The following is a 22741-nucleotide window of genomic DNA, read 5'->3' as shown; positions in this document are numbered from 1 at the left end:
GTAGCAGGAGCGCGGGGGACATGGCACTATTCTTGACATAATTAGAGTGACGCCGCACGACCGTCGGGGCGACGGCGCCCGGACAGCAAGCCGCAAGCGACAAAAATAACTTCACACTTCACACTTCACACTACAGACGGAGTAATCGAATGACGGACCAGGACAAGGACCTCCCCCTACGAGCGAGCATCGCGCGGCTGGAGCGCTTGCTCGGCGAGGTCTTGCTCGAACAGGAAGGCGAGCAGGTATACGAAGAGGTGCGTGCCATTCCGGCCGACGCGCTGACCGGCGGCGAGCGTAGCCGCTCGGTGCTGGAGCGCCTGTCGCCCGGCGCCACCACCGCGCTGGTACGCGCTTGCGGCCTGTATTCCCAGCTCTTCAACATCGCCGAGGACCTGCACCACACGCGCCGCCGCCGTGCCCACCAGATCGCCGGCTCGGCGCCGCAACAGGGCAGCCTGGCCGGCGCCCTGGCGCGCCTCAAGCAGGACGGCGTCGGCTTCGGCCAACTGGCGGCCACCCTGGCCGACGCCTCGGTGGTGGCGGTGCTGACCGCGCACCCCACCGAAGTGCAGCGCCAGAGCGTGCTCGACGGCCACCGCGCGGTGCGCAAGTTTCTCTCCCAGCTCAACTCGCCGGAGCTGACCCCGGAAGAAGAGAGCGAGCTGGAAGCCAAGCTCAAGCGCGTCATGCTGACGCTGTGGCAGACCTCGGAGATCCGTCCGTTCAAGCTGTCGATCCGCGACGAAATCGAAAACGGCGTGGCCTACCATCCGCTGACCTTCTTCAGCGCCATGCCCAAGCTGTACGAGCGCCTCGGCCGTCTCATCGCCGACCACTGGGAGCAACAGGTCGAACTGCCGTCCTTCCTGCGCGTCGGCAGCTGGATCGGCGGCGACCGCGACGGCAACCCCAACGTCGACGCCGGCGTGATGCGTCATGCCATCACGCGTCAGGCCGAGGAAGCGTTCCGCCACTACTTCTACGAACTGGCCGGACTGTATCGCGAGCTGTCGCTGTCCGAGCGCCACGTCAGCGTCAGCGCCGCGGTGCAAGCACTGTCGGCAGCCTCGCCGGACCTGGCCGAGAGCCGCCGCGAGGAGCCGTACCGCCGCGCGCTCGCCACCATCGAAGGCCGGCTCTCGGCGAGCGCCGCACGCCTCGGCGTCGAGGCGCGCGGGCGCTGGACGCTGGGCGAGCCCTACGCCGACTGCGCCGCGCTGGTGGCCGACCTGCAGGCGCTGGTCGACTCGCTCAGGGAACACGGCAGCGGGCTGTTGGCCGAAGGCCGCCTGGGCCGCCTGCTGCGCAGCCTCGACGTGTTCGGCTTCTTCCTGATGCCGCTCGACATGCGCCAGCACGCCGCCATCCACGAGGCGGTGGTGGGCGAACTGTTCGCGCGCGCCGGGCTGGAAGAGTACGTGGCGCTCGACGAGGCGGCACGGGTGCGCGTGCTGCTGCGCGAGCTGGCCACGCCGCGCCTGCTCTACTCGCCCTACCTGACCTACAGCGCCGAGGCCGAGAAGGAACTGGCGATCTTCCGCGAGGCGGCGCGCATCCAGCGCGAATTCGGCGTGGATGCCATCGCCCAGAGCATCATCTCCAACTGCGCCACGGTGAGCGACATCCTGGCGCTGGCGCTGCTGTTGAAGGAAGCCGGGCTGATCCGCCTCGACAACGGCATCCCGCAGGCCAGCATCAACCTGGTGCCGCTGTTCGAAACCATCGCCGACCTGCAGAACGCCACCTTGGTGATGGACGCGCTGTTCGCGCTGCCGTGGTACCAGCAGCTGTTGAAGAGCCGCGGCATGATCCAGGAAGTGATGCTGGGCTACTCCGACAGCAACAAGGACGGCGGCTACCTCACCAGCCAGTGGGAGCTCTACCTGGCCGAGCAGCGCCTGGTGCAGAGCTTTGCCGCCGCCGGCGTCAAGCTCAAGCTGTTCCACGGCCGCGGCGGTTCGGTCGGGCGCGGCGGCGGCCCGTCCTACGAGGCCATCATGGCGCAGCCGGCCGGCAGCGTGGCCGGGCGCATCCGCATCACCGAACAGGGCGAGGTGATCGCCTCCAAGTACTCCGACCCGGACATCGGCGCGCGCAACCTCGAGGCGCTGGTGGCCGCCACGCTGGAAGCCAGCCTATCGCCGCACGCCTGCCACGCGGTGGACGAGGAGGTGTTCAACGAACTCTCCGGCCACGCCTTCACCGCCTACCGCGAACTGGTCGAGACCCCGGGCTTCATGCAGTACTTCCTCGAGGCCACGCCGATCAGCGCTATCGCCAAGCTCAACATCGGCAGCCGCCCGGCCTCGCGCAAGAGCCTGAACTCGATCCGCGACCTGCGCGCGATCCCGTGGGTGTTCTCCTGGGCGCAGTCGCGCGTGATGCTGCCGGGCTGGTACGGCTTCGGCTCGGCGGTGTCGGCCTACCTCGGCCGCCACGGCGACGAAGGGCTGGCGCGCCTGCAGCAGGCCTATGCCTCCTCGCCGTTCTTCCAGGTGGTGTTGTCCAACATGGAGCAGGTGATGGCCAAGGGCGACCTCAACATCGCCAAGGGCTTCGCCGACCTGGTGTCGGACCGCCGCCTGGCCGACAACCTGTTCGGCCGCATCAGCGAGGAATGGCACAAGACCCAGCAGGCGTTCTTCGCCATCAGCGGCCAGCAGAAGCTGCTGGAAAAGAACCCGACGCTGGGGCGCAGCCTGGATATCCGCCTGCCTTACCTCGACGCGCTCAACCTGCTGCAGACCGAGCTGTTGCGCCGCCTGCGCGAGCAGCCCGAGGACGCCGAGGCGCTGTATGCCATCCACCTCACCATCAACGGCATCTCGGCCGGGCTGAGGAACAGCGGCTGAGCTCTTCGGCCAACCTGCACACACGACGGCAGCCCGCGGGCTGCCGTTTTTTCTTGCCGGCACGTCGTGATTGACGACCGGGGCACGGACTCCTCGACGCAATACGCCAAGGCCACACGCCGCGCCGCCGCCGACGCCTCCGCCCGAATGGCCACGGTGCGCCAGCCCGCCGGCACGACTCCCCGTAGCAACGGGCTTTTGGCTTATAATCACCGCTTCCCTTTGCGAAACCCTGGGTATCCACCGCCATGCAAGACAGCCACGCCTGGTCCGGCCGCTTCTCCGAGCCGGTCTCCGAACTCGTCAAGAAATACACCGCCTCGGTCGACTTCGACAAACGTCTGGCCGAGTTCGACATCGAGGGCTCGCTGGCCCACGCCACCATGCTGAACAAGGCCGGGGTACTGTCCGACGACGACGTGGCGGCGATCCGCCAGGGCATGGCCGAGATCCTGGATGACATCCGTGCCGGGCGCCTGGAATGGAGCGTGGACCTGGAAGACGTGCACATGAACGTGGAGCGTCGCCTGACCGACAAAATCGGCGACGCCGGCAAGCGCCTGCATACCGGCCGCTCGCGCAACGACCAGGTCGCCACCGACATCCGCCTGTGGCTGCGCGCCCAGATCGACGCCATCGTGGTGCTGATCGCCGAGCTGCAACAGAGCCTGCTGGACCTGGCCGAAGCCAACGCCGACACCGTGATGCCGGGCTTCACCCACCTGCAGGTGGCGCAGCCGGTGACCTTCGGCCACCACATGCTGGCCTACGTCGAGATGCTCTCCCGCGACGCCGAGCGCATGACCGACTGCCGCAAGCGCGTCAACCGCCTGCCGCTGGGCGCCGCCGCGCTGGCCGGCACCACCTTCCCGATCGACCGCCACTACACCGCGCAGCTGTTGGGCTTCGACGACGTCTGCCACAACTCGCTGGACGCCGTGTCCGACCGCGACTTCGCCATCGAATTCACCGCCGCCGCCTCGCTGGTGATGGTGCACCTCTCCCGCCTGTCGGAAGAGCTGATCCTGTGGATGAGCCCGCGCGTCGGCTTCATCGACATCGCCGACCGCTTCTGCACCGGCTCGTCGATCATGCCGCAGAAGAAGAATCCGGACGTGCCGGAACTGGTGCGCGGCAAATCCGGCCGCGTGGTGGGCCACCTGATCGCGCTGGTGACGCTGATGAAGGCGCAGCCGCTGGCCTACAACAAGGACAACCAGGAAGACAAGGAGCCGCTGTTCGACACCGCCGACACGCTGATCGACACGCTGCGCATCTACGCCGACATGATGCGCGGCATCACGGTGAAGAAAGAGGCGATGCGCGCCGCCGTGCTGCAGGGCTTCGCCACCGCCACCGACCTCGCCGATTACCTGGTGAAGAAGGGCCTGCCGTTCCGCGACAGCCACGAAGTGGTGGCGCTGGCAGTACGCTTTGCCGAAGGCCAAGGCGTCGATCTGGCCGACTTGAGCCTGGACAAGCTGCGCGAGTTCTCGCCGCTGATCGAGGCGGACGTGTTCACGGTGCTGACGCCGGAAGGCTCGCTGGCGCAGCGCGACCACGTCGGCGGCACCGCGCCGAACCAGGTGCGCGCGCAGATCGCCCGCCACCGCGCGCGCCTGGCCGACTGAAGCGCTGCGATACGAGCAGGACCAGGACACAGGCCGGGAGTCGTCTCCCGGCCTTTTTCTTGCGCGCCGGCCGGTCGCGAAACCGCAACGGTCCGGGATTATTTTATCCGGGTCAATTTCTTCCGCCGCATAACTCGGTAAGATGAATGCCTATTCGACGCGTCACCACCGCGCCTTGCACCCGGGAGACACCGTGTTATTCAGCAAAACTCGCACCGCCCTGCAGCAATCCGAAACCACCAACGCCAGCCTGCAGCAGGAGAACGCCCTGCTGAAGCAGCGGCTGGCCCAGATGGAAAGCGCCCACGCCGAGCAGGCCGAGGAACTGGCCCGGCTGCAGCGCGAGCGCACCATGCTGCAAGGGGTGTTCACCAACGTCGGCCGCTTCGGCGACACCCTCGACGGCGTGCGCCAGTCCTTCCTCGAGCTGGCCGACTCGCTGAGCCAGGAAAAGCGCTCGGCGCGCGACGTGGCGGCGCAATCGGACGCCAACCGCCAGGGGTTCGAACGCATCGCCACCAACCTGAAAAGCATGTTCGAGCGCATCCAGCAGGCTTCGGCCAACGTCGAGGCGCTCTACCAGCAGGCCGAGGAGATCGGCGGCATCGTGCGCCTGATCAAGGACATCGCGGACCAGACCAACCTCTTGGCGCTGAACGCCGCGATCGAAGCCGCCCGCGCCGGTGAATCGGGCCGCGGCTTCGCCGTGGTGGCGGACGAGGTGCGCAAGCTGGCGGAACGCACCGCCAAGGCCACCACCGAGATCGCCGGGCTGGTCGGCACCATCCAGGGCGAAACGCAGAGCGCCAAGCAGACCATGCAGCTGGGCGCCGACGACGCCAGCCGCTTCTCGGCGGAGAGCCAGGAGGCGGTGGGCAGCATGCAGCGCCTGTTCGCGCTGTCGCAGCAGATGGAAAAGGCGATCGCCGCGGCGGCACAGCTGTCCGGCGTCGAACTCGCCAACCTCGACGAGCTGACCGTGAAGCTCGAGGTGTACAAGGTGTTCATGGGCATCGCCAAGACGCGCCCGGAAGCGCTGCCGGACGAGACGCAGTGCCGCCTCGGCCAGTGGTACTACGGCGGCGAGGGCAAGGAAAGCTTCTCGCGCCTGCCTGGCTACGCCGCGCTGGAAGCGCCGCACCGCAACGTGCACGAGCACGCCCGCCGCGCCGTGGAGCTGTTCTACGCCGGGCGCTTCGAGCAGGCGCTGACCGAACTGGCGGCGATGGAACAGGCCAACGCCGCGGTGATGAGCGGCCTCACCCGCATGCTGTCCGAGCAGGCGCCGGCCGGCCGCTGACCCTGCCCCGCGGGCCGACGTTCTGCCGGCCCGCTTGCCCGCCAGCGCCGATGCCAGTCGGCGCGCACCAAAGCCGGCCGGGCGTCGCCTGAAGCGTAGGATGGGAAGAGCAAGGCGAACCTCATCGGACGATGGTCGATGGGGGTCGGCACTGACGTGGCGAGGAAAGCAGCGCATCGTGTGGCGATGGTGCCACGCCCAGATGCCAGCCTCACGAGACGCCGGCGCTACCGCCTAACGGGCCAGGCTTTCCGGCTGGCTCAGGGTGCGCGCCACCGCCACCCGCCAGCCCTGGTACAGCATCGCGCGCCGCTCCTCGCTCATGCCCGGCTCGAAGCGCTGCTGGCGCCGCCACAGCGCCGCCAGCTCGTCGAGCGAGCCGTACACCCCCGCCCCCAGCCCCGCCAGGAACGCCGCCCCGAGCGCGGTGGTTTCGCTCACCGCCGCGCGTTCCACCGGCACCGCCAGCATGTCGGCCAGGAACTGCATCAGCCAGTCGTTGCCGACCATGCCGCCGTCGACGCGCAGGCTGGCGGGGCGCGCCGCGCCGTCGGCCTGCATCGCCTCCATCAGGTCACGCGTCTGGTAGCACACCGACTCCAGCGCGGCGCGCACGATGTGGGCGATGCCGGAGTCGCGCGTCAGGCCGATGATGGCGCCGCGCGCCAGCGGGTCCCAGTACGGCGCCCCCAGCCCGGTGAACGCCGGCACCAGGTAGACGCCGCCGGTGTCGGCCAGCTGGCGTGCCAGCGTTTCACTCTCGCCGGCCGAGTGGATCAGCCGTACCGCGTCGCGCAGCCATTGCAGCGCGGCGCCGGCGACGAAGATGCTGCCTTCCAGCGCGTAGGTGGTGCGTCCTTCCAGCCGGTAGCACACCGTCGACAGCAGGCGGTGGCGCGACGCCAGCACCTCGTTACCGGTGTTCTGCACCAGAAAGCAGCCGGTGCCGTAGGTGGACTTGATCATGCCCGGCTCGAAGCAGGCCTGGCCGACGGTGGCGGCCTGCTGGTCGCCGGCCAGCGCAGTGATCTTCAGGGGTTGGCCAAACAAGGTGGTGACCCCGTAGTCGGCGACGTTGTCGCGCACCTCCGGCAGCAGCGCGCGCGGGATGGCGAACAGCGCCAACAGCTCGTCATCCCACTCTTGGGTGTGGATGTTGAACAGCAAGGTGCGCGCGGCGTTGCTGGCGTCGGTGGCGTGCACCCGCCCTTCGGTCAGGCGCCACAGCAGGAAGCTATCGACGGTGCCGAACGCCAGCTCGCCGCGCTCGGCGCGTTCGCGCGCGCCGGGGACGTGGTCGAGCAGCCAGGCGAGCTTGCTGGCGGAGAAGTAGGGGTCGAGCACCAGGCCGGTTTTGGCGCTCACCAGCGCGGCGTTGTCCGGCGTGGCGAGCGCGGCACAGTGCTCGGCGGTGCGCCGGTCCTGCCACACGATGGCGCGATGCAGCACCCGGCCGCTGGCGCGTTCCCACAACAGCGTGGTCTCGCGCTGGTTGGTGAGTCCCAGCGCCACCGGAGTGGCCCCGTGCGCCAGTACCTCGCGCGCCAGTGCCAGCGTGTCGCGCCAGATGTCCTCCGGCTCGTGCTCCACCCAGCCCGGCTGCGGAAAGTGCTGCGGCAGCTCGCGCTGGGCGCGGGCCAGCACCCGGCCCCCGGCATCGAACAGCATGGCGCGGGTGCTGGTGGTGCCCTGGTCGATTACCAGCAGTGTTGCCGTCATAGGCCGAACTCCTTGCGATTGGCGCGCGGCGCCGACAAAATCGCGCCCCGATTTGCCCGCGGGCGGCGAAATATGTTAATTAACAGACGACAGATTTTCGGAATCGAACCAACATGAGCCGCTCCCCCCGCCACGAGAAGATTCTGCAACTGGTCCGCGAAAACGGCTTCATGCCGATCGAGGAACTGGCCCGCCTGCTCGACGTCACGCCGCAGACCATCCGCCGCGACATCAACCAGCTGTGCGAGGAAAACCTGCTGCGCCGCTACCACGGCGGCGCCGCGCTCGGCAGCAGCGTCGAGAACGAGGACTACGTGGCGCGCAAGGGCAAGCTGCAGAGCGAGAAGGCGTACATCGCCGACATGATCGCCGAGAACATCCCGGACCACGCCTCGCTGTTCATGAGCATCGGCACCACCATCGAGGCCGTGGCCCAGGCGCTCACCGCCAGCCACAAGGGCTTGCGCGTGATCACCAATAATATTCACGTGGCATCGATCATGTCGACCAACCCGGACTTCAACGTGCTGATCACCTCCGGCGTGGTGCGCGCCTCGGACGGCGGCATCACCGGGGTCGCCACGCTCGACTTCATCAACCAGTTCAAGGTCGACTACGCCATCCTCGGCGTCTCCGGCATCGAGCCGGACGGCTCGCTGCTCGACTTCGACTACCGCGAAGTGCGCGTGGCGCAGGCGATGATGAACAACGCGCGCCACCGCTACCTCGCCGCCGACCACAGCAAGTTCGGCCGCAACGCACTGGTGCGCATGGGCCACATCAGCGAATTCCACGCCGTGTTCACCGACGAAACCCCGCCCGAGCCGCTGGCCAAGATGATGTCCGAACACAACGTGCGCCTGTACCTTGCAGAATAGGCGGCAACCGGCTCCCGGCCAAAGCCCGCCGCGCGCGGGCTTGCAGGCTGCTAACAACGTGCGTCGATGCGTTTTTACAGGACCCGGCAGAGCCGGGCCTCTCCACCTTTGCAGTTGATTCCGCAGCCTGCCCATCTATTCCCAAACCCCTCGCTGAACGGATCTCTGCGTGCCAATCTTTAATTGGCCCAGCGATAGATTCGCACGCAGTCCGCCCTTGCCCTGCAAGGGAGCCTCGCTACGCTCGCAGAGTTTGTCAGCAATCTGAAGCCAGTTACGCAGGCTTGTGCTGGCCCCTGCTGGTATACTGCAGCGTTTGCAAGCAACAACAAGCCTGACGCGCCATGAACGTTTTTTACGAAGAAAGCGGCAGCTTCAAGGTGGGCGCCGTGGTGTCCCGCAATGACGCCAGCCTGCAGGTCGACACCCTCCACGGCAAACGCGCCAAGATCAAGTCGGCCAACGTGATGCTGGAATTCAACTCGACGCTGGCCGAGTTCCTGCCGGCGGTCGAGAAGCTGGCGGCCGAGATCGACGTCGACTTCCTGTGGGAAGTGAGCGGCCAGGACGAATTCGGCTTCGAGGCGCTGGCCGCCGACTACTGGGGCCACACCCCGAGCGCGGCCGAGGCCGCCGCCATCATCCAGCGCCTGTTCGAGGCGCCGATGTACTTCTACAAGAAGGGCAAGGGGCGCTTCAAGGCGGCACCGGAAGAGTCGCTGAAGGCGGCGCTGGCCGGCATCGAGAAGAAGAAGCGCGAGCAGGAGCAGATCGACGCCTGGGTGGCCGAGCTGAAATCCGGCCGCCTGCCGGACGCCATCCGCGCCCAGCTGATGACGCTGCTGTTCCGCCCGGACAAGAACACGCTGGAATTCAAAGCCTTCGACCAGGCCTGCCGCGAGCGCAACCTGCCGCCGGTGCGGCTGGCGGCCGCGGTCGGCGGCATCCCCTCGGTGCCGGACTACCTGATGGCGGGCTTCCTGCTGGAATACTTCCCCAAGGGCACCGGTTTCGGCCACTACGCCGCGCCGACGCTGCCGGGCGACGACGAACTGCCGCTCGCCGAGGTGGCCGCGTTCTCGATCGACGACGCCGCCACCACCGAGATCGACGACGCGCTGTCGCTGGTCGCACTGCCCAACGGCAACCAGCGCGTCGGCATCCATATCGCCGCGCCGACACTGGGCGTGGCGCCCGGTTCGGACATCGAGAAACTGGTGTTCCAGCGCCTCTCCACGGTGTACTTCCCCGGCGACAAGATCACCATGCTGCCGGACGAGCTGGTCGAACAGTTCACGCTGAAGGAAGGCCAGGCCTGCCCGGCGGTGAGCCTGTACGTCGAGGTGACGCCGGAATTCGAGCCGGTCGGCTACGAGAGCCGCATCGAGCGCGTGACCATCGCCGCCAACCTGCGCCACGACCAGCTGGAACAGGTGTTCAACGAACAGACCCTGGCGCATCCGGACGGCGGGCCGGACTACGCGTTCAAGCACGAGCTGACCTGGCTGTGGCAGTTCGCCAACGCGCTGGAGAAGCGCCGCGGCAAGTACGACCCGACGCGACCGGTGCAGATGGATTACAACTTCAACGTGGTCGACGGCAAGGTGCTGATCACGCTGCGCAAGCGCGGCGCGCCGATGGACAAACTGGTGTCCGAGCTGATGATCCTCGCCAACAGCGAGTGGGGCCGCATGTTGGCCGAAGCCGACATCCCGGCGATGTACCGCGCGCAGAGCATGGGCAAGGTGCGCATGACCACCCGGCCGGAGCCGCACATCGGCCTGGGCGTGGCGCAGTACGCCTGGTCCACCTCGCCACTGCGCCGTGCCACCGACTTCGTCAACCAGCGCCAGCTCACCGCGATGATCCGCGGCGACAAGCCCGAGTTCGAGCAGGGCAACGCCATGCTGTTCGCCATCCTGCGCGACTTCGACGCCACCTACAGCGCCTACCTCGCCTTCCAGGACCGCATGGAGCACTTCTGGTGCCTGCGCTGGTTCAGCCAGGAAGGCGTCACCGAGCCGACCGCGACGCTGATCAAGGAAGACCTGGTGCGCATCGACGGCCTGCCGCTGCGCCTGCGCGTGCCCGGCCTGCCGGAGCTGGCAAGCGGCGACAAGGTACGCCTGGCGGTGATCCGCATCGACGAGCTGACGCAAGAGATCGAACTACGCTACGCCGGCAAGGTCGGCCACGAGGACGTGCCGGTCGAGGAAGACAGCACGGTGTGACCGCAGGCCGGCTTCGGCCAACCTTAGAAAAACAAAAAGCCCCGGAATCGCTTCCGGGGCTTTTTCTTTGCGGGACAACCGCGCGGTTAGCGCGATTCCACCGGGAAGCGCTGCAACAGCCCCCCCAGCACGCCGCCCAGCGCCAGCCACAACACCGCCGCGGAGGCCAGCGCCGCCAGCATGAAGTCGCTCATCAGGCGCGCGGGCACCAGCGTGTGCACCTCTGCCAGTACCGGCGCGCCGACCAGGTGCGGCAGCGCCGCCAGCGCCAGCGCGCCCGCCGCCCACCGCAGGCGGCGCTGGCTCCAGGCGCGATGGAGCCCGAACAGTGCGCCGGCGGTGCAGGCGACGGTGAGCAGCCACCACAGCTGGCGCTGCTGCAGGTCGGCCGCGGGCACGCCCGGCGGCTCCGGCGGCAGGCCGAGCGCCGGCGCCAGCTGGAACACCACGAAGCCCAACGCGCCGAACAACAGGCCGCGCCGCCAGTCGATGTGGCCGAACTGCGACAGCACCGCACCCAGCAGCAGGGCGTAGCCCATCGCCGCCAGCGTGATCGAGATCGCGGTGGCGACGGCGCGGTGCGTCTTGTCGCCGGACGGCTCCTCGCTCGCCATCGCCTCGTGCGAGTGTCCCTCGGCCGCCACGGCGTCGTGCGCCGCGTGAACGTGCGCCGTGGCGGTGACGGCCTCGAGCTGCTGCTCGTAGCCTTCGGCCTGCTCGATCAGCGGCTGGACCAGCGCCAGCTGCACCGGCGTCGCCACCACGCCCGCCAGCAACCCGGCCAGCAGCGACAGGGCAACAATACGTGCAAACATGACAACCCTTCGCCGGTCAGTGGCAGACGAAGCCCATGGTATGGCGCGTATCGTGGCTCTCGCCGTGGGCGATGCCCGGCGCGAAGCCGACGCCGTAGAGGATCACCGCGCCCAGCAGCGCGGCGCACAGCGCGGCGGAGCGGGCTTTCCAGCGCGCGGCGCTGGCGGGGTCGAACTGGCCGATCGGTCGAGCGGCGGATTTGTGCAACTGCATGTCTATCTCCTGGGTCTTTCCATGGCCCCCCCTGTCTCGCGGTGTCGGTTGGCGGCAAGCCGCCGCACAGCGATGGACCGACGATGGCGCGGCAGGGTAAGGGAGGGGCACACTGGAAGAAACGTTAAGCGCACCGCCCTCCGCGGTGCATAGCGTCGTCGCCTTCGGCCGGTCTCCGGGCTCACGAGCCGGGAGCGCGCTCCCACGCCGGCGCCTTCCCGGGTGCGACCCCAGTGGCGTGTTGCCGACGCTGACTCGATTACCGTTGCGGGGGCAGCGACGGATTTGCCGTTCGGCACACCGTCTTCCCGTTGAAGTTCCCCAGACGGCGGGAAACCTCAAGCCCCGGGCCGATCCGGACCGGGGCACACCGAAAGCTGCTTAAGGATAGCAGAAGCGCACCGGCGGCACGGTCAAAATGCATAGGAAGCGGGACCGGTTGGGCCGGGCGAAAAAAAACCGCCCCCGGCAAGCGGGTAGCGGTCTGGCGCGGACGCGGGCGGAGTGTCAGCGGTTGCTGTCGCGCTTGGGCGCGAACAGCGCGGCGGTCTGGCGACCGCCCGCCGGCTTGCTGCGGCGCGCCTCGCCCGGGCGGCTGCTGCCCGGACGCTGGTTGCCGTTGTTGGGCTTGCCGCGCGGCGGCATTACGTTGCCGTTCACCTCTTTCGGCGGCGGCGGCATCACGTTGCCGTTGGGCTCGCCACGCTGGCCGTTGGCCGGCGCGGTATGGCGCCCCTTGGGCTGCTGGGAACCGGTGTTGCTCTTGGGCGGACGGGCACCCGGCTGGCGCGCGCCGTCGGCATGCTCGTGGCGACGCCCATTCTGGCCGCCGTTGGCGCTGGCGCCGGCGCTACTACGTGCGTTGCCGGCCTGGCCGTCGCCGCCACGGCGCTGACCTTGGCCCTGGCCTTGACCCTGACGCGGCTGGGACTGGCCCTGACGCGCGGCTCCCTGGCCTTGACGCGCTCCCTGGCCCTGACGCTGCCCCTGACCTTGGCCTTGGCCACGACGCTGGCCACCCATCAGGATCGGCTCCGGCGTCACCGTCAGATCGGCCTCGTAGCCGGGAACGGTGAACTGCGGGATGTCTTTCTTGATCAGCTTCTCGATGTCCTTGAGGAACTTGAACTCGTCCACGCACACCAGCGACACCGCCTCGCCCTCGTTACCGGCGCGGCCGGTGCGGCCGATGCGGTGCACGTAGTCTTCCGGCACATTGGGCAGCTCGAAGTTGACCACGTGCGGCAGCTGGTCGATGTCCAGCCCGCGCGCGGCGATGTCGGTGGCCACCAGCACTTGCAGCGTGTTGGCCTTGAAGTCGGCCAGCGCCTTGGTGCGGGCGTTCTGGCTCTTGTTGCCGTGAATCGCCGCGGCGGTGATGCCGCTCTTGTCGAGCTTCTCGGCCAGGCGGTTGGCGCCGTGCTTGGTGCGGGTGAACACCAGCACCTGGTGCCAGTCGCCCTGGCTGATCAGGTGGGTCAGCAGCTCGGTCTTCTTGTCGCGGTCGACCAGGTGCACCTTCTGCTCGACCAGCTCGTTGGCGGTGTTGCGGCGCGCCACTTCGACCAGCTGCGGGTTGTTCAGCAGGCGGTCGGCGAGCGCCTTGATCTCGTCGGAGAAGGTCGCCGAGAACAGCAGGTTCTGACGCTTGGCCGGCAGCAGCGCCAGCACCTTCTTGATGTCGTGGATGAACCCCATGTCGAGCATGCGGTCGGCTTCGTCCAGCACCAGGATCTCGACCCCGGACAGATCGACGGTCTTCTGACCGGCGTGGTCGAGCAGACGGCCCGGCGTGGCCACCAGGATGTCCAGCGGCTTCCTGAGCGCGGCGATCTGCGGATTGATGCCGACACCCCCGAACATCACCATCGACTTGTGCGGCAGGTACTTGCCGTAGGTGCGCACCGATTCTTCCACCTGCGCCGCCAGTTCGCGCGTCGGCGTCAGCACCAGAGCGCGCGGGCGGCCCTTGAGGTGGGTCGGCGCCGGGCCGAGGCGGTGCAGCAGCGGCAGGGTGAAGCCTGCGGTCTTGCCGGTGCCGGTCTGGGCTGCGGCCAAGAGGTCGCCGCCCTTGATCACCTGCGGAATAGCCTGCGCCTGGATCGGGGTGGGCGTGGTGTAGCCGGTTTCGGCCACGGCACGCAACAGGGGCTCGGACAGGCCGAGGTCGGTAAATTTGATTTCGGACATGAAAACTCCAGCGACGGCCCAATCGCAGGTTGTGCGACACCAATCCAGGCAGACGTCGATGATGGAAAATGCGGGGGCTTCGGCGTTGAAGCTAGACCGCGCGCCGATTGGCACGACGCGGGAAGGCGACAGTGTACAGGGGTTGGCGCGACAGTGGAACCCGCTGCCGACAGTAAACGCTCAGAACCTATCCCAGTAGGCGAGCGAGCCAAAGCAGGTTGAGTGCCGCCAGCGCACAGGAACCGGAATGGTCACGGAGTACATGAGGATTCCCTATCGCTGAGCGAATCCCTGCGTGCCAATCTATCGCTGGGCAAATCAAAGATTTGCACGCAGAGATTGGCTCAGCGATGAATTCGCACGCAGTACTGCCGGCACTCAAGATACGAAGGCGCAGTCGCTTAATGGGATAGGTTCTCACCAAACGCCAGCGCGTCCATGGCGATGCTGCCGTGCTCCATACCGCCATGCAGCACGCTGAGCGACGTGCCGCCGGCGCCGAGCGCGAAGAACAGCGGCAGCAGGTGCTCGGCGGTGGGATGGTTGCGCCGCGCCTGCGGCGCCTGCCGTTCCCAGTCCAGCACCGCGTCGACGTCGCCTGCGGCCAAGCGCTCGAGCATCCAGCTCTGGAATTCCAGCGCCCACGCTTCGGGGCCGGCGTTCCACGCCACTTCGTACAGGTTGTGGGTGAGGCTGCCCGAGCCCACCAGCAGCACGCCCTCCTCGCCCAGCCGCGCCAGCGCTTGGCCGAGCCGGTAATGGGTGGCGGCATCCGCCGCCGGCAGCACCGGCAGGGTCACCACCGGGATGTCGGCGTCGGGATACATCGCCAGCAGCGGCACCCAGGCGCCATGGTCGAGACCGGGGCGCTCGTCCGGCTGCACCGCGAAGCCGGCGGCGGCGAGACGGCGGTCGATGTCGTCCGCCAGGTCGCGTTCGCCCTCTGCCGGGTACTGCAGCCGGTAGAGCTGTTCCGGGAAGCCGCCGAAATCGTGCACGGTGCGCCAGTGCGCCGCGCTGCCGGCACCCGGCTGCCGTGCCGGGCGGTGCGCCGACAGGCTGACGATGGCGCGCGGGCGGTCATGGGCGTCGGCCCAGCGCCGCCAGGCGGCCGGCGCGGGCGAGCCGTCGATCAGTACGGTCGGGGCGCCGTGCGAGATGAACAGGCTGGGCAGACGGGACATGGTGTTCTCCTTGGGTCGTTAGTCGATGATACGCCGCGTCAGGCGCGACGGCCGAGCGGCTTGAGGGCGAAGGCGCCGTCGCCGAGCAGGGCCACGCTCAGCGCCGCCGCGCTCAGGAAGGCGGTGTATTCCCAGCCGCCGCCCGGGTTGGTGAAGGCCCAGCCGTTGGCCAGATGCACCAGCAGGGTAGCGCCCAGCAGCACCGGGCTCAGCAGCAGCGCCACCTGGCGCCCGGCCACGCCAAGGATCAGCAGCACACCGCCGCCGATCTCGGCCACCATGGTGAGCGGGCCGACGAAGCCGGGCAGGCCGAGCGAGGCGAAGAATTGGGCGGTGCCGGCCGGGGTGAACACGAACAGCTTGGTCAGGCCGTGCGCCAGAAACATCAGGCCCAGGCTCAGGCGCAGCAGGAAGGCGGCGTAGGGGGCGGTGCGGGTATCGATCATGGTGGTGCTCCAGTGGGTGGGGTATGAGCGTATTAAAGCGCTTGCCATCCGCTCGATAAACCCGCCATATTTCACAATATTGATTCCCTGCAAGAAACAATCATGGACCTGATGACCGCCATGCGCGTGTTCCACGCCGTGGCCGACGGCGGCAGCTTCACCCTGGCCTCGGACAAGCTCGGCCTGTCGCGCGGCATGGCCAGCAAGTACGTGAGCTGGCTCGAAGAGCACCTGGGCACGCGCCTGCTCAACCGCACCACGCGCCGGCTGGCGCTGACCGAGAGCGGCGCGGACTATCTGGCGCGGGTGGCCAGCATCCTGGCCCAGGTCGACGAAGCCGAGGCGCAGGCCGCCGAAACCAGCCGCGAGCCGGTCGGCACGCTGCGCGTCAGCGCGCCGCTGGCGTTCGGCGTGCGCCGGCTGGGGCCGATCCTGGCCGAGTTCAACGCCCATTACCCGCGCCTGACGGTGGACTTGCTGCTGGAAGACCGTCAGCGCGACATGCTGGAGGACGGTGTCGACCTGACCCTGCGCATCACCACCGACCTCGGCCAGAGCCAGCTGGTGGCGCGCGCGCTGGCGCCGGTGCGGGTGGTGGTGTGCGCCGCGCCGGCCTACCTGGCGCGCCACGGCACCCCGGCCACGCCCGCCGAACTCGCCCGCCACCAGTGCCTGCGCTACACCCTGAGCGAGCCGGTGGACGAATGGCGTTTCGGCAGCGAACGGGTCAAGGTCTCCGGCCCGCTCGCCGCCAACAACGGCGACCTGCTGGTGGACGCGGCGCGCCACGGCATGGGCATCATCTGCGAGCCGACCTTCCTGCTCGGCGACGACCTCAAGAGCGGCCGGCTGGTGCCGCTGCTGGAGGGCTACCCGCTGCCCGAATTCCGCCTCTACGCGCTCTACCCGCACCGCCAGTACCTGCCGCGCAAGGTGCGCGCGCTGGTCGATTTTCTGGCCGACCATTTCGCCGGGGAGCCCGACTGGGACGCCTACCGGGCACCGGCGCCATGAGGCGCCGCGCCGCCGTGGCACCCTGGCCGGCTCAGCGATGGGGGTAGGTTGTCGAGCATCAGAACCGCTACACTAGCGCGCTTTCCCTTCAACTGCCTGCAACCGGACCCGACCATGGCGCTCAAAGCCACCATCTACAAAGCCGAACTCAACATCACCGACCTGGACCGCAGCTACTACGCCAGCCACAACCTCACCCTCGCCCTGCACCCGTCGGAAACGGTGGAGCGCATGATGCTGCGGCTGGTGGCGTTCGCGCGCCACGCCAGCGACACCCTGGCCTTCACCAAGGGCATCAGCGAGGACGACGAGCCGGACCTGTGGCAGAAGAACTATTCGGACGAGATCGAGCTGTGGATCGAGCTGGGCGAGCCGGATGAGAAGCGCCTGCGCAAGGCCTGCGGCCGTGCCGATCAAGTGTGGATCTACAGCTACGGCGGCCGCGCCGCCGACATCTGGTGGCAGGGCATGGAAGGCAAGGCCAGCCGCTTCGAGCATCTGCACGTGGTCAGCGTCAGCCCGGACACGCTGGCGCAGCTGGCGGCGCTGGCCGAGCGCAGCATGCAGCTGCAGGTGACGATCCAGGACGGCCAGATCTGGCTGTCGGACAACGTGCACAACGTGCTGGTGGAGTTCGTCACGCTGAAGGAAGCGCACTGAGCGCCGCCCGGGGCGCCTCCGCCGACCGGTAAAAAAAAGCGGCAGCCAGGGCTGCCGCGTAAACCACCGTTCGAGATAGGTACCAAGGAGAAGACTCAGGAACGGCTTAACACCATCTTGCTGATCGCCTCGGGACAACGTCCCAGCTTCCGGTAGAGCAGCGCCCCGGCAAAACCGCCGATGAACAGCGCGAAGTGGCCGAGGTACTCTCTCAGACCCGGGGTGTGCGAGCAGATCAGGGCGAGCACGGCCGCCGGCACCAGCGCCTTGATCGCGGCCTTGTTGTAGCCGTTCTCGTACCAGTAGGTATTGCCCGGCTTGTCGCTGTACAGCGCGTCGACGTCGATGCGGCGCTTCTGCACCAGGTAGTAGTCCACCAGCACGATGCCGTACAACGGGCCGATGAAGGCGGCGAGCGAGTCGAGCGTGTAGTGGATCACTTCCGGCGAGTTGAACAGGTTCCACGGCGTGATGAAGATCGAACCGACCGCGGCGATCATGCCGCCCATGCGCCAGCTGATCTTCTGCGGGTTGACGTTGGCGAAGTCGAACGCCGGCGACACGAAGTTGGCCACGATGTTGATGCCGATGGTGGCGGTGATGAAGGTCAGCGCGCCCAGCACGGCGGCCGTGGTGTTGTCGATCAGGCCGACGGTCTCGATCGGGTCCTCGATCAGCTTGCCGAACACCGGCAGCGTGCCCGAGATCACCACCACGGTGACGATGGAAAACAGCAGGAAGTTGACCGGCAGCCCCCAGAAGTTGCCCCGCTTCACTTCGTCCATACTCTTGGCGTAGCGCGTGAAGTCGCCAAAGTTCAGCGTCGGCCCGGAGAAGTAGGACACCACCAGCACCACGGCGAGCACCATCTGCCACGCGGCGTCGAGCCCGGTCAGGCGCTTGGTGCTGAGGTCGAAGTTGATGTTGTGCCAGCCGGCCTTGTACACGATGTACGCCATCAGCAGCAGCATCACGGCGTAAACCGCCGGGCCGGCCCAGTCGATGAACTTCTTGATCGCCTCCATGCCGTGCCAGAACACCAGCGCCTGCAGCGCCCACATCGTCATGAACCCCATCCAGCCCAGCGCCGACAGCCCGGCGAACTTGATATGGCCGAGGTACGCCAGTTCCGGGAAGAAGCGCAGCACCACGATCACCAGCGCCGAGGAGGCGAGGTAGGTCTGGATGCCGTACCAGGCCACCGCGATCAGCCCCCGGATCACCGCCGGAATGTTGGCGCCGAACACGCCGAACGACATGCGGCACACCACCGGGTAGGGAATGCCGCCCTGCTGGCTCGGCCGCCCGATCTTGTTGGCCACGTACTGCACGATGCCGATGCCGATGAGCAGGCACACCAGCACCTGCCAGCTCGCCAGGCCCAGCGCGAACAGGCTGCCGGCGAAGACGTAGCCGCCGACGCTGTGCACATCCGACATCCAGAAGGCGAAGATGTTGTACCAGTTCCAATGCTGGTCCTTGAGCGGACCGAGGTCTTCGTTGTAGAGCCGCTCGCTGTAGCCTTGCGGACACTGGCCGGCGTGGCCGGTGGAATGCGGTTGGTGCATCGAAATTCTCCTTTGCAGTTTTGCTAGTCTTAGAGGCTCTTGTTGGCCTTGTTGCTCTTCATTGTTAGCAGATTTCGTACACGCAACAATAACATTTTCGTATACGCAGTAATAACCAAGCTAGCGCACTGTTTTTACTGAGGTTTTTCTGACACACCTCGGGCGGCTCGGGCATGGGCAGCGACATTCCGCACCGCCATCGTCGAAATAGTTGTATACCATTCAATATAATTTGGTACACAAACAAATTTGCCGGCGCCATGGGTTCGGCGCCGTTTGCGGGTTAAGATAGTGGCCAGGGTCCTATAGACGACATCAAGGAGTGAGCAACCATGCTTCGGGGACTATCACCCGCTCATCCCCAACGGGGTGAGGAAGGCACCAAGGACGAACTGGTATACGCGCGGCTGTTCACCGCGATCATCGAGCACCGCCTGCAGCCGGGCATGAAACTGCCGGAAGACGCGCTGACCGAGAGCTTCGAGGTCAGCCGCACCGTCATCCGCAAGGCACTGCAGCGCCTGGCGCTGGAGCGCCTGGTGACGATCCTGCCCAAGCGCGGTGCGACGGTGGCCAAACCCACCATCGCCGAGGCGAAGAACATTTTTGCGGCGCGCCAGCTGATCGAAGTGGGCACGCTCGACCAGGTGATCGCGAACATCCGCCCCAGCGATATCGCCGAGCTCAGGGAGATCGCCCGCCAGGAACACGAGGCGCAGCGCGTACGCGACCACCGCCAGGCCATCAAGCTGTCCGGCCAGTTCCACGTGCGCCTGCTGAGCATCGCCGGCAACGACGACCTGACCGACTTCCTGGTGCGCTTGGTGTCGCGTTCGTCGCTGATCATCGCGGTGTACGGTTCGTCGTGGAGCGCCGACTGCAAATGCGACAGCCACGACGCCCTGATCGCCCTGCTCGAGGCCGGCGACGCGGCCCAGGCCAAGGCGTGGATGTCGCAGCATCTGAAGGAAGTGGAGTCGGCGCTCGACATGTCGCCGGAGGAAGACAGCGAGCCCGATTTCAAGAAGATTTTCAGCGAGATGGACGGCTAGCGGCCGCCTGGCACGCCGTGGGGGGCCTGGCGGCGCCCCCACCCCGGCAACACCTTACCGGCACCACGCCACGGCCTGTGCCCGTCATTTTCCCGCGCGCTGTGCCTTATGCGCCGGCCCCGCCCCGCCTACCCTGACGCCATCCCGTTTCATGATGGTGTTGCCATGTCCACAGTCCCAGCCCTACCGATCAAGCTCTACCCGCGCCTGACGCGGGGGCGCTTCAACACCTGGCGCGTCGCCTTCGTCGTCGTCACCCAGCTGCTCTACTTCGGCCTGCCCTGGCTGCCATGGCACGGTCGCCAGGCGGTCTGGCTCGACCTGGCGGGCGGGCGCTTCCACCTGTTCGGCCTGACGCTGCTGCCGCAGGACATGGTCTACCTCGCCGCGCTGTTGATGGCGAGCGCCTTCGGGCTGTTCCTGTGGACCACGCTGTCGGGCCGGCTGTGGTGCGGTTTTTCCTGTCCGCAGACGGTGTACACCGAGATCATGCTGTGGATCGAGCGCTGGACCGAGGGCAAGCCGGCGGCGCGCCGCGCCCTCGACGCCGCGCCGTGGCGTCTGAACAAGGTGATGCGCAAGGGCGGCAAGCACGTGCTGATGATGGCGTTCTCACTGTGGACCGGGCTCACCCTGGTCGGCTACTTCAGCCCGATGCGCGAGCTGGCGGCCGGCCTGCCCACGCTCGCCATCGGACCGTGGGAGGCGTTCTGGGCGCTGTTCTACGGCGGCTTCACCTACCTGCTGGCCGGCGTGCTGCGCGAGAAGGTGTGCCTGCACATGTGTCCGTACGCACGCTTCCAGGGCGCCATGTTCGACCCGGACACCCGGCTGGTGGCCTACGACGTGCCGCGCGGCGAACCGCGTGGCGCCTTGCGCAAGGACGCCCAGCCCGGCGTGGCGCGCGGCGACTGCGTCGACTGCCGGCTATGCGTGCAGGTCTGCCCCACCGGCATCGACATCCGCGCCGGGCTGCAGTACGAGTGCATTGGCTGCGCCGCCTGCGTCGACGCCTGCGACGCGGTGATGGACAAGATCGGCGCGCCGCGCGGGCTGATCCGCTTCACCACCCAGCGCGCCGAGGACGGCGGCGATGGGCGGCCGCGCCGCCTCTGGCAGCGCCCGCGCGTGCTGGTCTACGGCGGGCTGTTGGCAACGCTGCTGGTGCTGACGGCGACCGGCCTGCTGAACCACACGCCTTACAAGCTCGACGTGCTGCGCGACCGCGCCTCGCTGGTGCGGGAGGGCGACGACGGCTGGTTGGAAAACAGCTACAGCCTCAGGGTGATGAACGGCGACGAGCAGGCGCACCGCTTCCGCGTCGAGGTGGCGGGGCTGCCCGGCGCCCGCCTGCGCGACGACGCCCCGGTGTTGGTGCCGGCGCTCACCGTCGCCACGGTCGGGGTGCGGGTGGCGGTCGATCCGGGCACGGTACAGCGCGGCAGCCAGCCGTTGCGCTTCGTGCTGCGCGCCGTCGACGCGCCGCACCGCTACGTCAGCGCCGACAGCAGCTTCATCGGCGAGTGAGCGCCGCGGCCAGCCAGTCCAGCGCGGCGAGCTGCCGGTCGGGCTCGGCGTAGCTCAGGTTGAGGCGCAGGTCGTGGCGGCCGGCGCCGTCGGGGTGGAACAGCGCGCCGGGCGCGAAGTGCAGGCCGTGCGCCTGCGCCTCGGCCAGCAGCGTCTGGCTGTCCGGCCCCGCGTCCTGCTCCAGCCACAGGAAGTAGCCTCCCTGCGGCGTGGACAGCCGCACAGTCGGCGGCAGCCGCTCCGCCAGCGCCTGGCGCAGCGCGGCGGCGCGGTCGGCCAGTTGCTGACAGAGCCGGCGCAGGCCGGGCGGGTCGCCGCCGTCGGCCAGCAGTTCGGCGATCGCCATCTGGTTGGGCAGCGGCGAGGCCAGCGTGGTGCTGACCTTGAGCCGGCACACCGCGTCGAGGTAGCGCCCCGGCGCGATCCAGCCGACGCGGTAGCCGGGTGCCAACGACTTGGAGAAGGTGGCGCAGTACAGCACCCGCCCGGCGGTGTCGCGCGCCTTGAACGGCGCCGGGGCCGGCGCCGCGAACGCCAGCTGGCGGTAGGCGTCGTCCTCGATGAGCGGCACGTCGTGGCGCTCGGCGAGCTGCCACAAGGCGTCACGCGCGGCGTCGCTCAGGCACTGCCCGGTGGGATGCTGGAAGTTGGCCATCACCGCGATGCCGTGCACCCGGCCTTCGGCCAACCCTTGCGCCAAGGGCGCCAGGTCGAGCGCGCCGTCGAGCCCGACCGGCAGCGCCAGCGTGGCGATGCCGTGCTGCGCCAGCACCCCCAACAGGCCGGGGAAGGCCGGCGTGGTCACCGCCAGGCACGGCGCCGCCAGCGCGTGCGTCACCACCTGCACCGCCAGCGCCAGCGCTTCCATGCCGCCGCAGGTGATCACGAGCTGGTCCCAGTCGAGCGCCATGCCCTCGGCGTGGCTGCGGCGCGCCAGTTGGCGCCGCAGCGCGTCCAGCCCGAGCAGTTCGTGCCGCGCCAGCAGTTCGGGGTAGCGCCGCTGCACGCGCACGAAGGCCTGCGCCAGCGCGCGGCCGTCAAACAAGGCCGGATTGATGAACGGCGACCCCCACGGCAACAGCGCGGCCAGGTTGGCCGAAGCCGGTGCCGCGCCGCCCGGCGCCACGCGGAACCCGGCCCGCGGCAGCGCCTCGACGTAGCCCTGCCGCTCCAGCTCGTAGTAGGCGCGCTTGGCGGTGTTCATGCCGACGCCGTGGGTCTCGCACAGGCGGCGCAGCGACGGCAGCGCGTCGCCGGCGCGGTAGCTGCCGTGCTCGATGGCGGCAACGAAAAAATCGACCAGCGTGGCGTACTTGGACATCGGCCCACTTCAAGACAACGGGAAAGACCCGCAGTGTAGCGGAGAATCCCCCGTCCCGGCCGGAAGGGGCGTGCCCCGGCCAGGCCCGCCCGGCCAGCACGCGACGCGTCCGCGCCCGGCGTGGCGGAGGTCGTAT

Annotated in this window: 17 protein-coding genes and 1 riboswitch; of the genes, 9 read left to right on the top strand and 8 right to left on the bottom strand. The window is 68.1% G+C overall.

Annotated elements, in window-relative coordinates; translation table 11 throughout:
• Positions 1 to 149: 149 nt before the first annotated feature.
• The 3 genes from ppc to NH8B_RS21325 all read left to right on the top strand — a co-directional run bounded on the left by ppc (position 150) and on the right by NH8B_RS21325 (position 5786).
• Complete coding sequence (gene ppc / locus NH8B_RS00440; protein ID WP_014085557.1) at positions 150 to 2855, top strand: phosphoenolpyruvate carboxylase; 2706 nt, start codon at positions 150 to 152, stop codon at positions 2853 to 2855.
• A gap of 248 nt (positions 2856 to 3103) precedes the next feature.
• Entirely contained in the window at positions 3104 to 4486 is a 1383-nt protein-coding gene (argH, locus tag NH8B_RS00435) for an argininosuccinate lyase (protein WP_014085556.1), read from the top strand.
• Between the two features lie 193 nt (positions 4487 to 4679).
• Entirely contained in the window at positions 4680 to 5786 is a 1107-nt protein-coding gene (locus NH8B_RS21325) for a methyl-accepting chemotaxis protein (RefSeq protein WP_294867965.1), read from the top strand.
• Positions 5787 to 6020: 234 nt separating this feature from the next.
• On the opposite strand, the gene glpK is transcribed toward NH8B_RS21325, so the two are convergent.
• Complete coding sequence (glpK, locus tag NH8B_RS00425; RefSeq protein WP_014085555.1) at positions 6021 to 7505, bottom strand: glycerol kinase GlpK; 1485 nt, start codon at positions 7503 to 7505, stop codon at positions 6021 to 6023.
• 113 nt (positions 7506 to 7618) lie between these two features.
• On the opposite strand from glpK, the gene NH8B_RS00420 reads away from it, so the two are divergent.
• A complete protein-coding gene (locus NH8B_RS00420; RefSeq protein WP_008954616.1) occupies positions 7619 to 8383 on the top strand; it encodes a DeoR/GlpR family DNA-binding transcription regulator in 765 nt (254 codons plus the stop codon).
• 344 nt (positions 8384 to 8727) lie between these two features.
• On the top strand, positions 8728 to 10614 hold the full coding sequence (locus NH8B_RS00415) for a ribonuclease catalytic domain-containing protein (protein WP_014085554.1): 1887 nt from the start codon (positions 8728 to 8730) through the stop codon (positions 10612 to 10614).
• An 86-nt stretch (positions 10615 to 10700) separates the two neighbouring features.
• Here the strand turns inward: NH8B_RS00415 and NH8B_RS00410 are convergent, their stop codons facing one another.
• The 5 genes from NH8B_RS00410 to NH8B_RS00390 all read right to left on the bottom strand — a co-directional run bounded on the left by NH8B_RS00410 (position 10701) and on the right by NH8B_RS00390 (position 15463).
• Positions 10701 to 11429: a CbtA family protein gene (locus tag NH8B_RS00410; protein WP_014085553.1), complete on the bottom strand. Its 729-nt coding sequence runs from the start codon at positions 11427 to 11429 to the stop codon at positions 10701 to 10703.
• A 16-nt stretch (positions 11430 to 11445) separates the two neighbouring features.
• Positions 11446 to 11643, bottom strand: coding sequence for a CbtB domain-containing protein (locus tag NH8B_RS00405; protein ID WP_014085552.1), 198 nt, complete (start codon positions 11641 to 11643; stop codon positions 11446 to 11448).
• A gap of 148 nt (positions 11644 to 11791) precedes the next feature.
• Positions 11792 to 11999, bottom strand: a riboswitch (cobalamin riboswitch).
• A 151-nt stretch (positions 12000 to 12150) separates the two neighbouring features.
• Complete coding sequence (locus NH8B_RS00400; RefSeq protein ID WP_014085551.1) at positions 12151 to 13833, bottom strand: DEAD/DEAH box helicase; 1683 nt, start codon at positions 13831 to 13833, stop codon at positions 12151 to 12153.
• A 401-nt stretch (positions 13834 to 14234) separates the two neighbouring features.
• Positions 14235 to 15017, bottom strand: a complete 783-nt coding sequence (locus NH8B_RS00395; RefSeq protein ID WP_014085550.1) for a DODA-type extradiol aromatic ring-opening family dioxygenase — start codon at positions 15015 to 15017, stop codon at positions 14235 to 14237.
• Positions 15018 to 15055: 38 nt separating this feature from the next.
• Entirely contained in the window at positions 15056 to 15463 is a 408-nt protein-coding gene (locus tag NH8B_RS00390) for a DoxX family protein (protein WP_014085549.1), read from the bottom strand.
• A gap of 102 nt (positions 15464 to 15565) precedes the next feature.
• On the opposite strand from NH8B_RS00390, the gene NH8B_RS00385 reads away from it, so the two are divergent.
• Both NH8B_RS00385 and NH8B_RS00380 read left to right on the top strand, forming a co-directional pair.
• Positions 15566 to 16477, top strand: coding sequence for a LysR family transcriptional regulator (locus tag NH8B_RS00385; RefSeq protein WP_014085548.1), 912 nt, complete (start codon positions 15566 to 15568; stop codon positions 16475 to 16477).
• 114 nt (positions 16478 to 16591) lie between these two features.
• Positions 16592 to 17137 (top strand): YaeQ family protein, encoded by a 546-nt coding sequence (locus tag NH8B_RS00380; protein ID WP_041702773.1) that lies wholly within the window; start codon positions 16592 to 16594, stop codon positions 17135 to 17137.
• Between the two features lie 95 nt (positions 17138 to 17232).
• Here the strand turns inward: NH8B_RS00380 and NH8B_RS00375 are convergent, their stop codons facing one another.
• Positions 17233 to 18705, bottom strand: coding sequence for an NCS1 family nucleobase:cation symporter-1 (locus NH8B_RS00375; protein WP_014085546.1), 1473 nt, complete (start codon positions 18703 to 18705; stop codon positions 17233 to 17235).
• A gap of 332 nt (positions 18706 to 19037) precedes the next feature.
• On the opposite strand from NH8B_RS00375, the gene NH8B_RS00370 reads away from it, so the two are divergent.
• Together NH8B_RS00370 and ccoG are read left to right on the top strand one after the other, a co-directional pair.
• Positions 19038 to 19757, top strand: a complete 720-nt coding sequence (locus NH8B_RS00370; RefSeq protein ID WP_008954606.1) for a GntR family transcriptional regulator — start codon at positions 19038 to 19040, stop codon at positions 19755 to 19757.
• 165 nt (positions 19758 to 19922) lie between these two features.
• Complete coding sequence (ccoG, locus tag NH8B_RS00365; RefSeq protein WP_014085545.1) at positions 19923 to 21284, top strand: cytochrome c oxidase accessory protein CcoG; 1362 nt, start codon at positions 19923 to 19925, stop codon at positions 21282 to 21284.
• Here the strand turns inward: ccoG and NH8B_RS00360 are convergent.
• Positions 21271 to 22605 carry an aminotransferase-like domain-containing protein gene (locus tag NH8B_RS00360; protein ID WP_014085544.1) on the bottom strand — a complete coding sequence of 445 codons (1335 nt, stop codon included), beginning with the start codon at positions 22603 to 22605 and terminating at the stop codon, positions 21271 to 21273. The two genes, ccoG and NH8B_RS00360, sit on opposite strands and share 14 nt — an antisense overlap.
• Positions 22606 to 22741: the final 136 nt, after the last annotated feature.

The sequence above is a fragment of the Pseudogulbenkiania sp. NH8B genome, assembly GCF_000283535.1.
In the GTDB taxonomy this organism is placed as follows: domain Bacteria; phylum Pseudomonadota; class Gammaproteobacteria; order Burkholderiales; family Chromobacteriaceae; genus Pseudogulbenkiania; species Pseudogulbenkiania ferrooxidans.
This window is presented reverse-complemented; position numbering and strand designations above follow the sequence as displayed.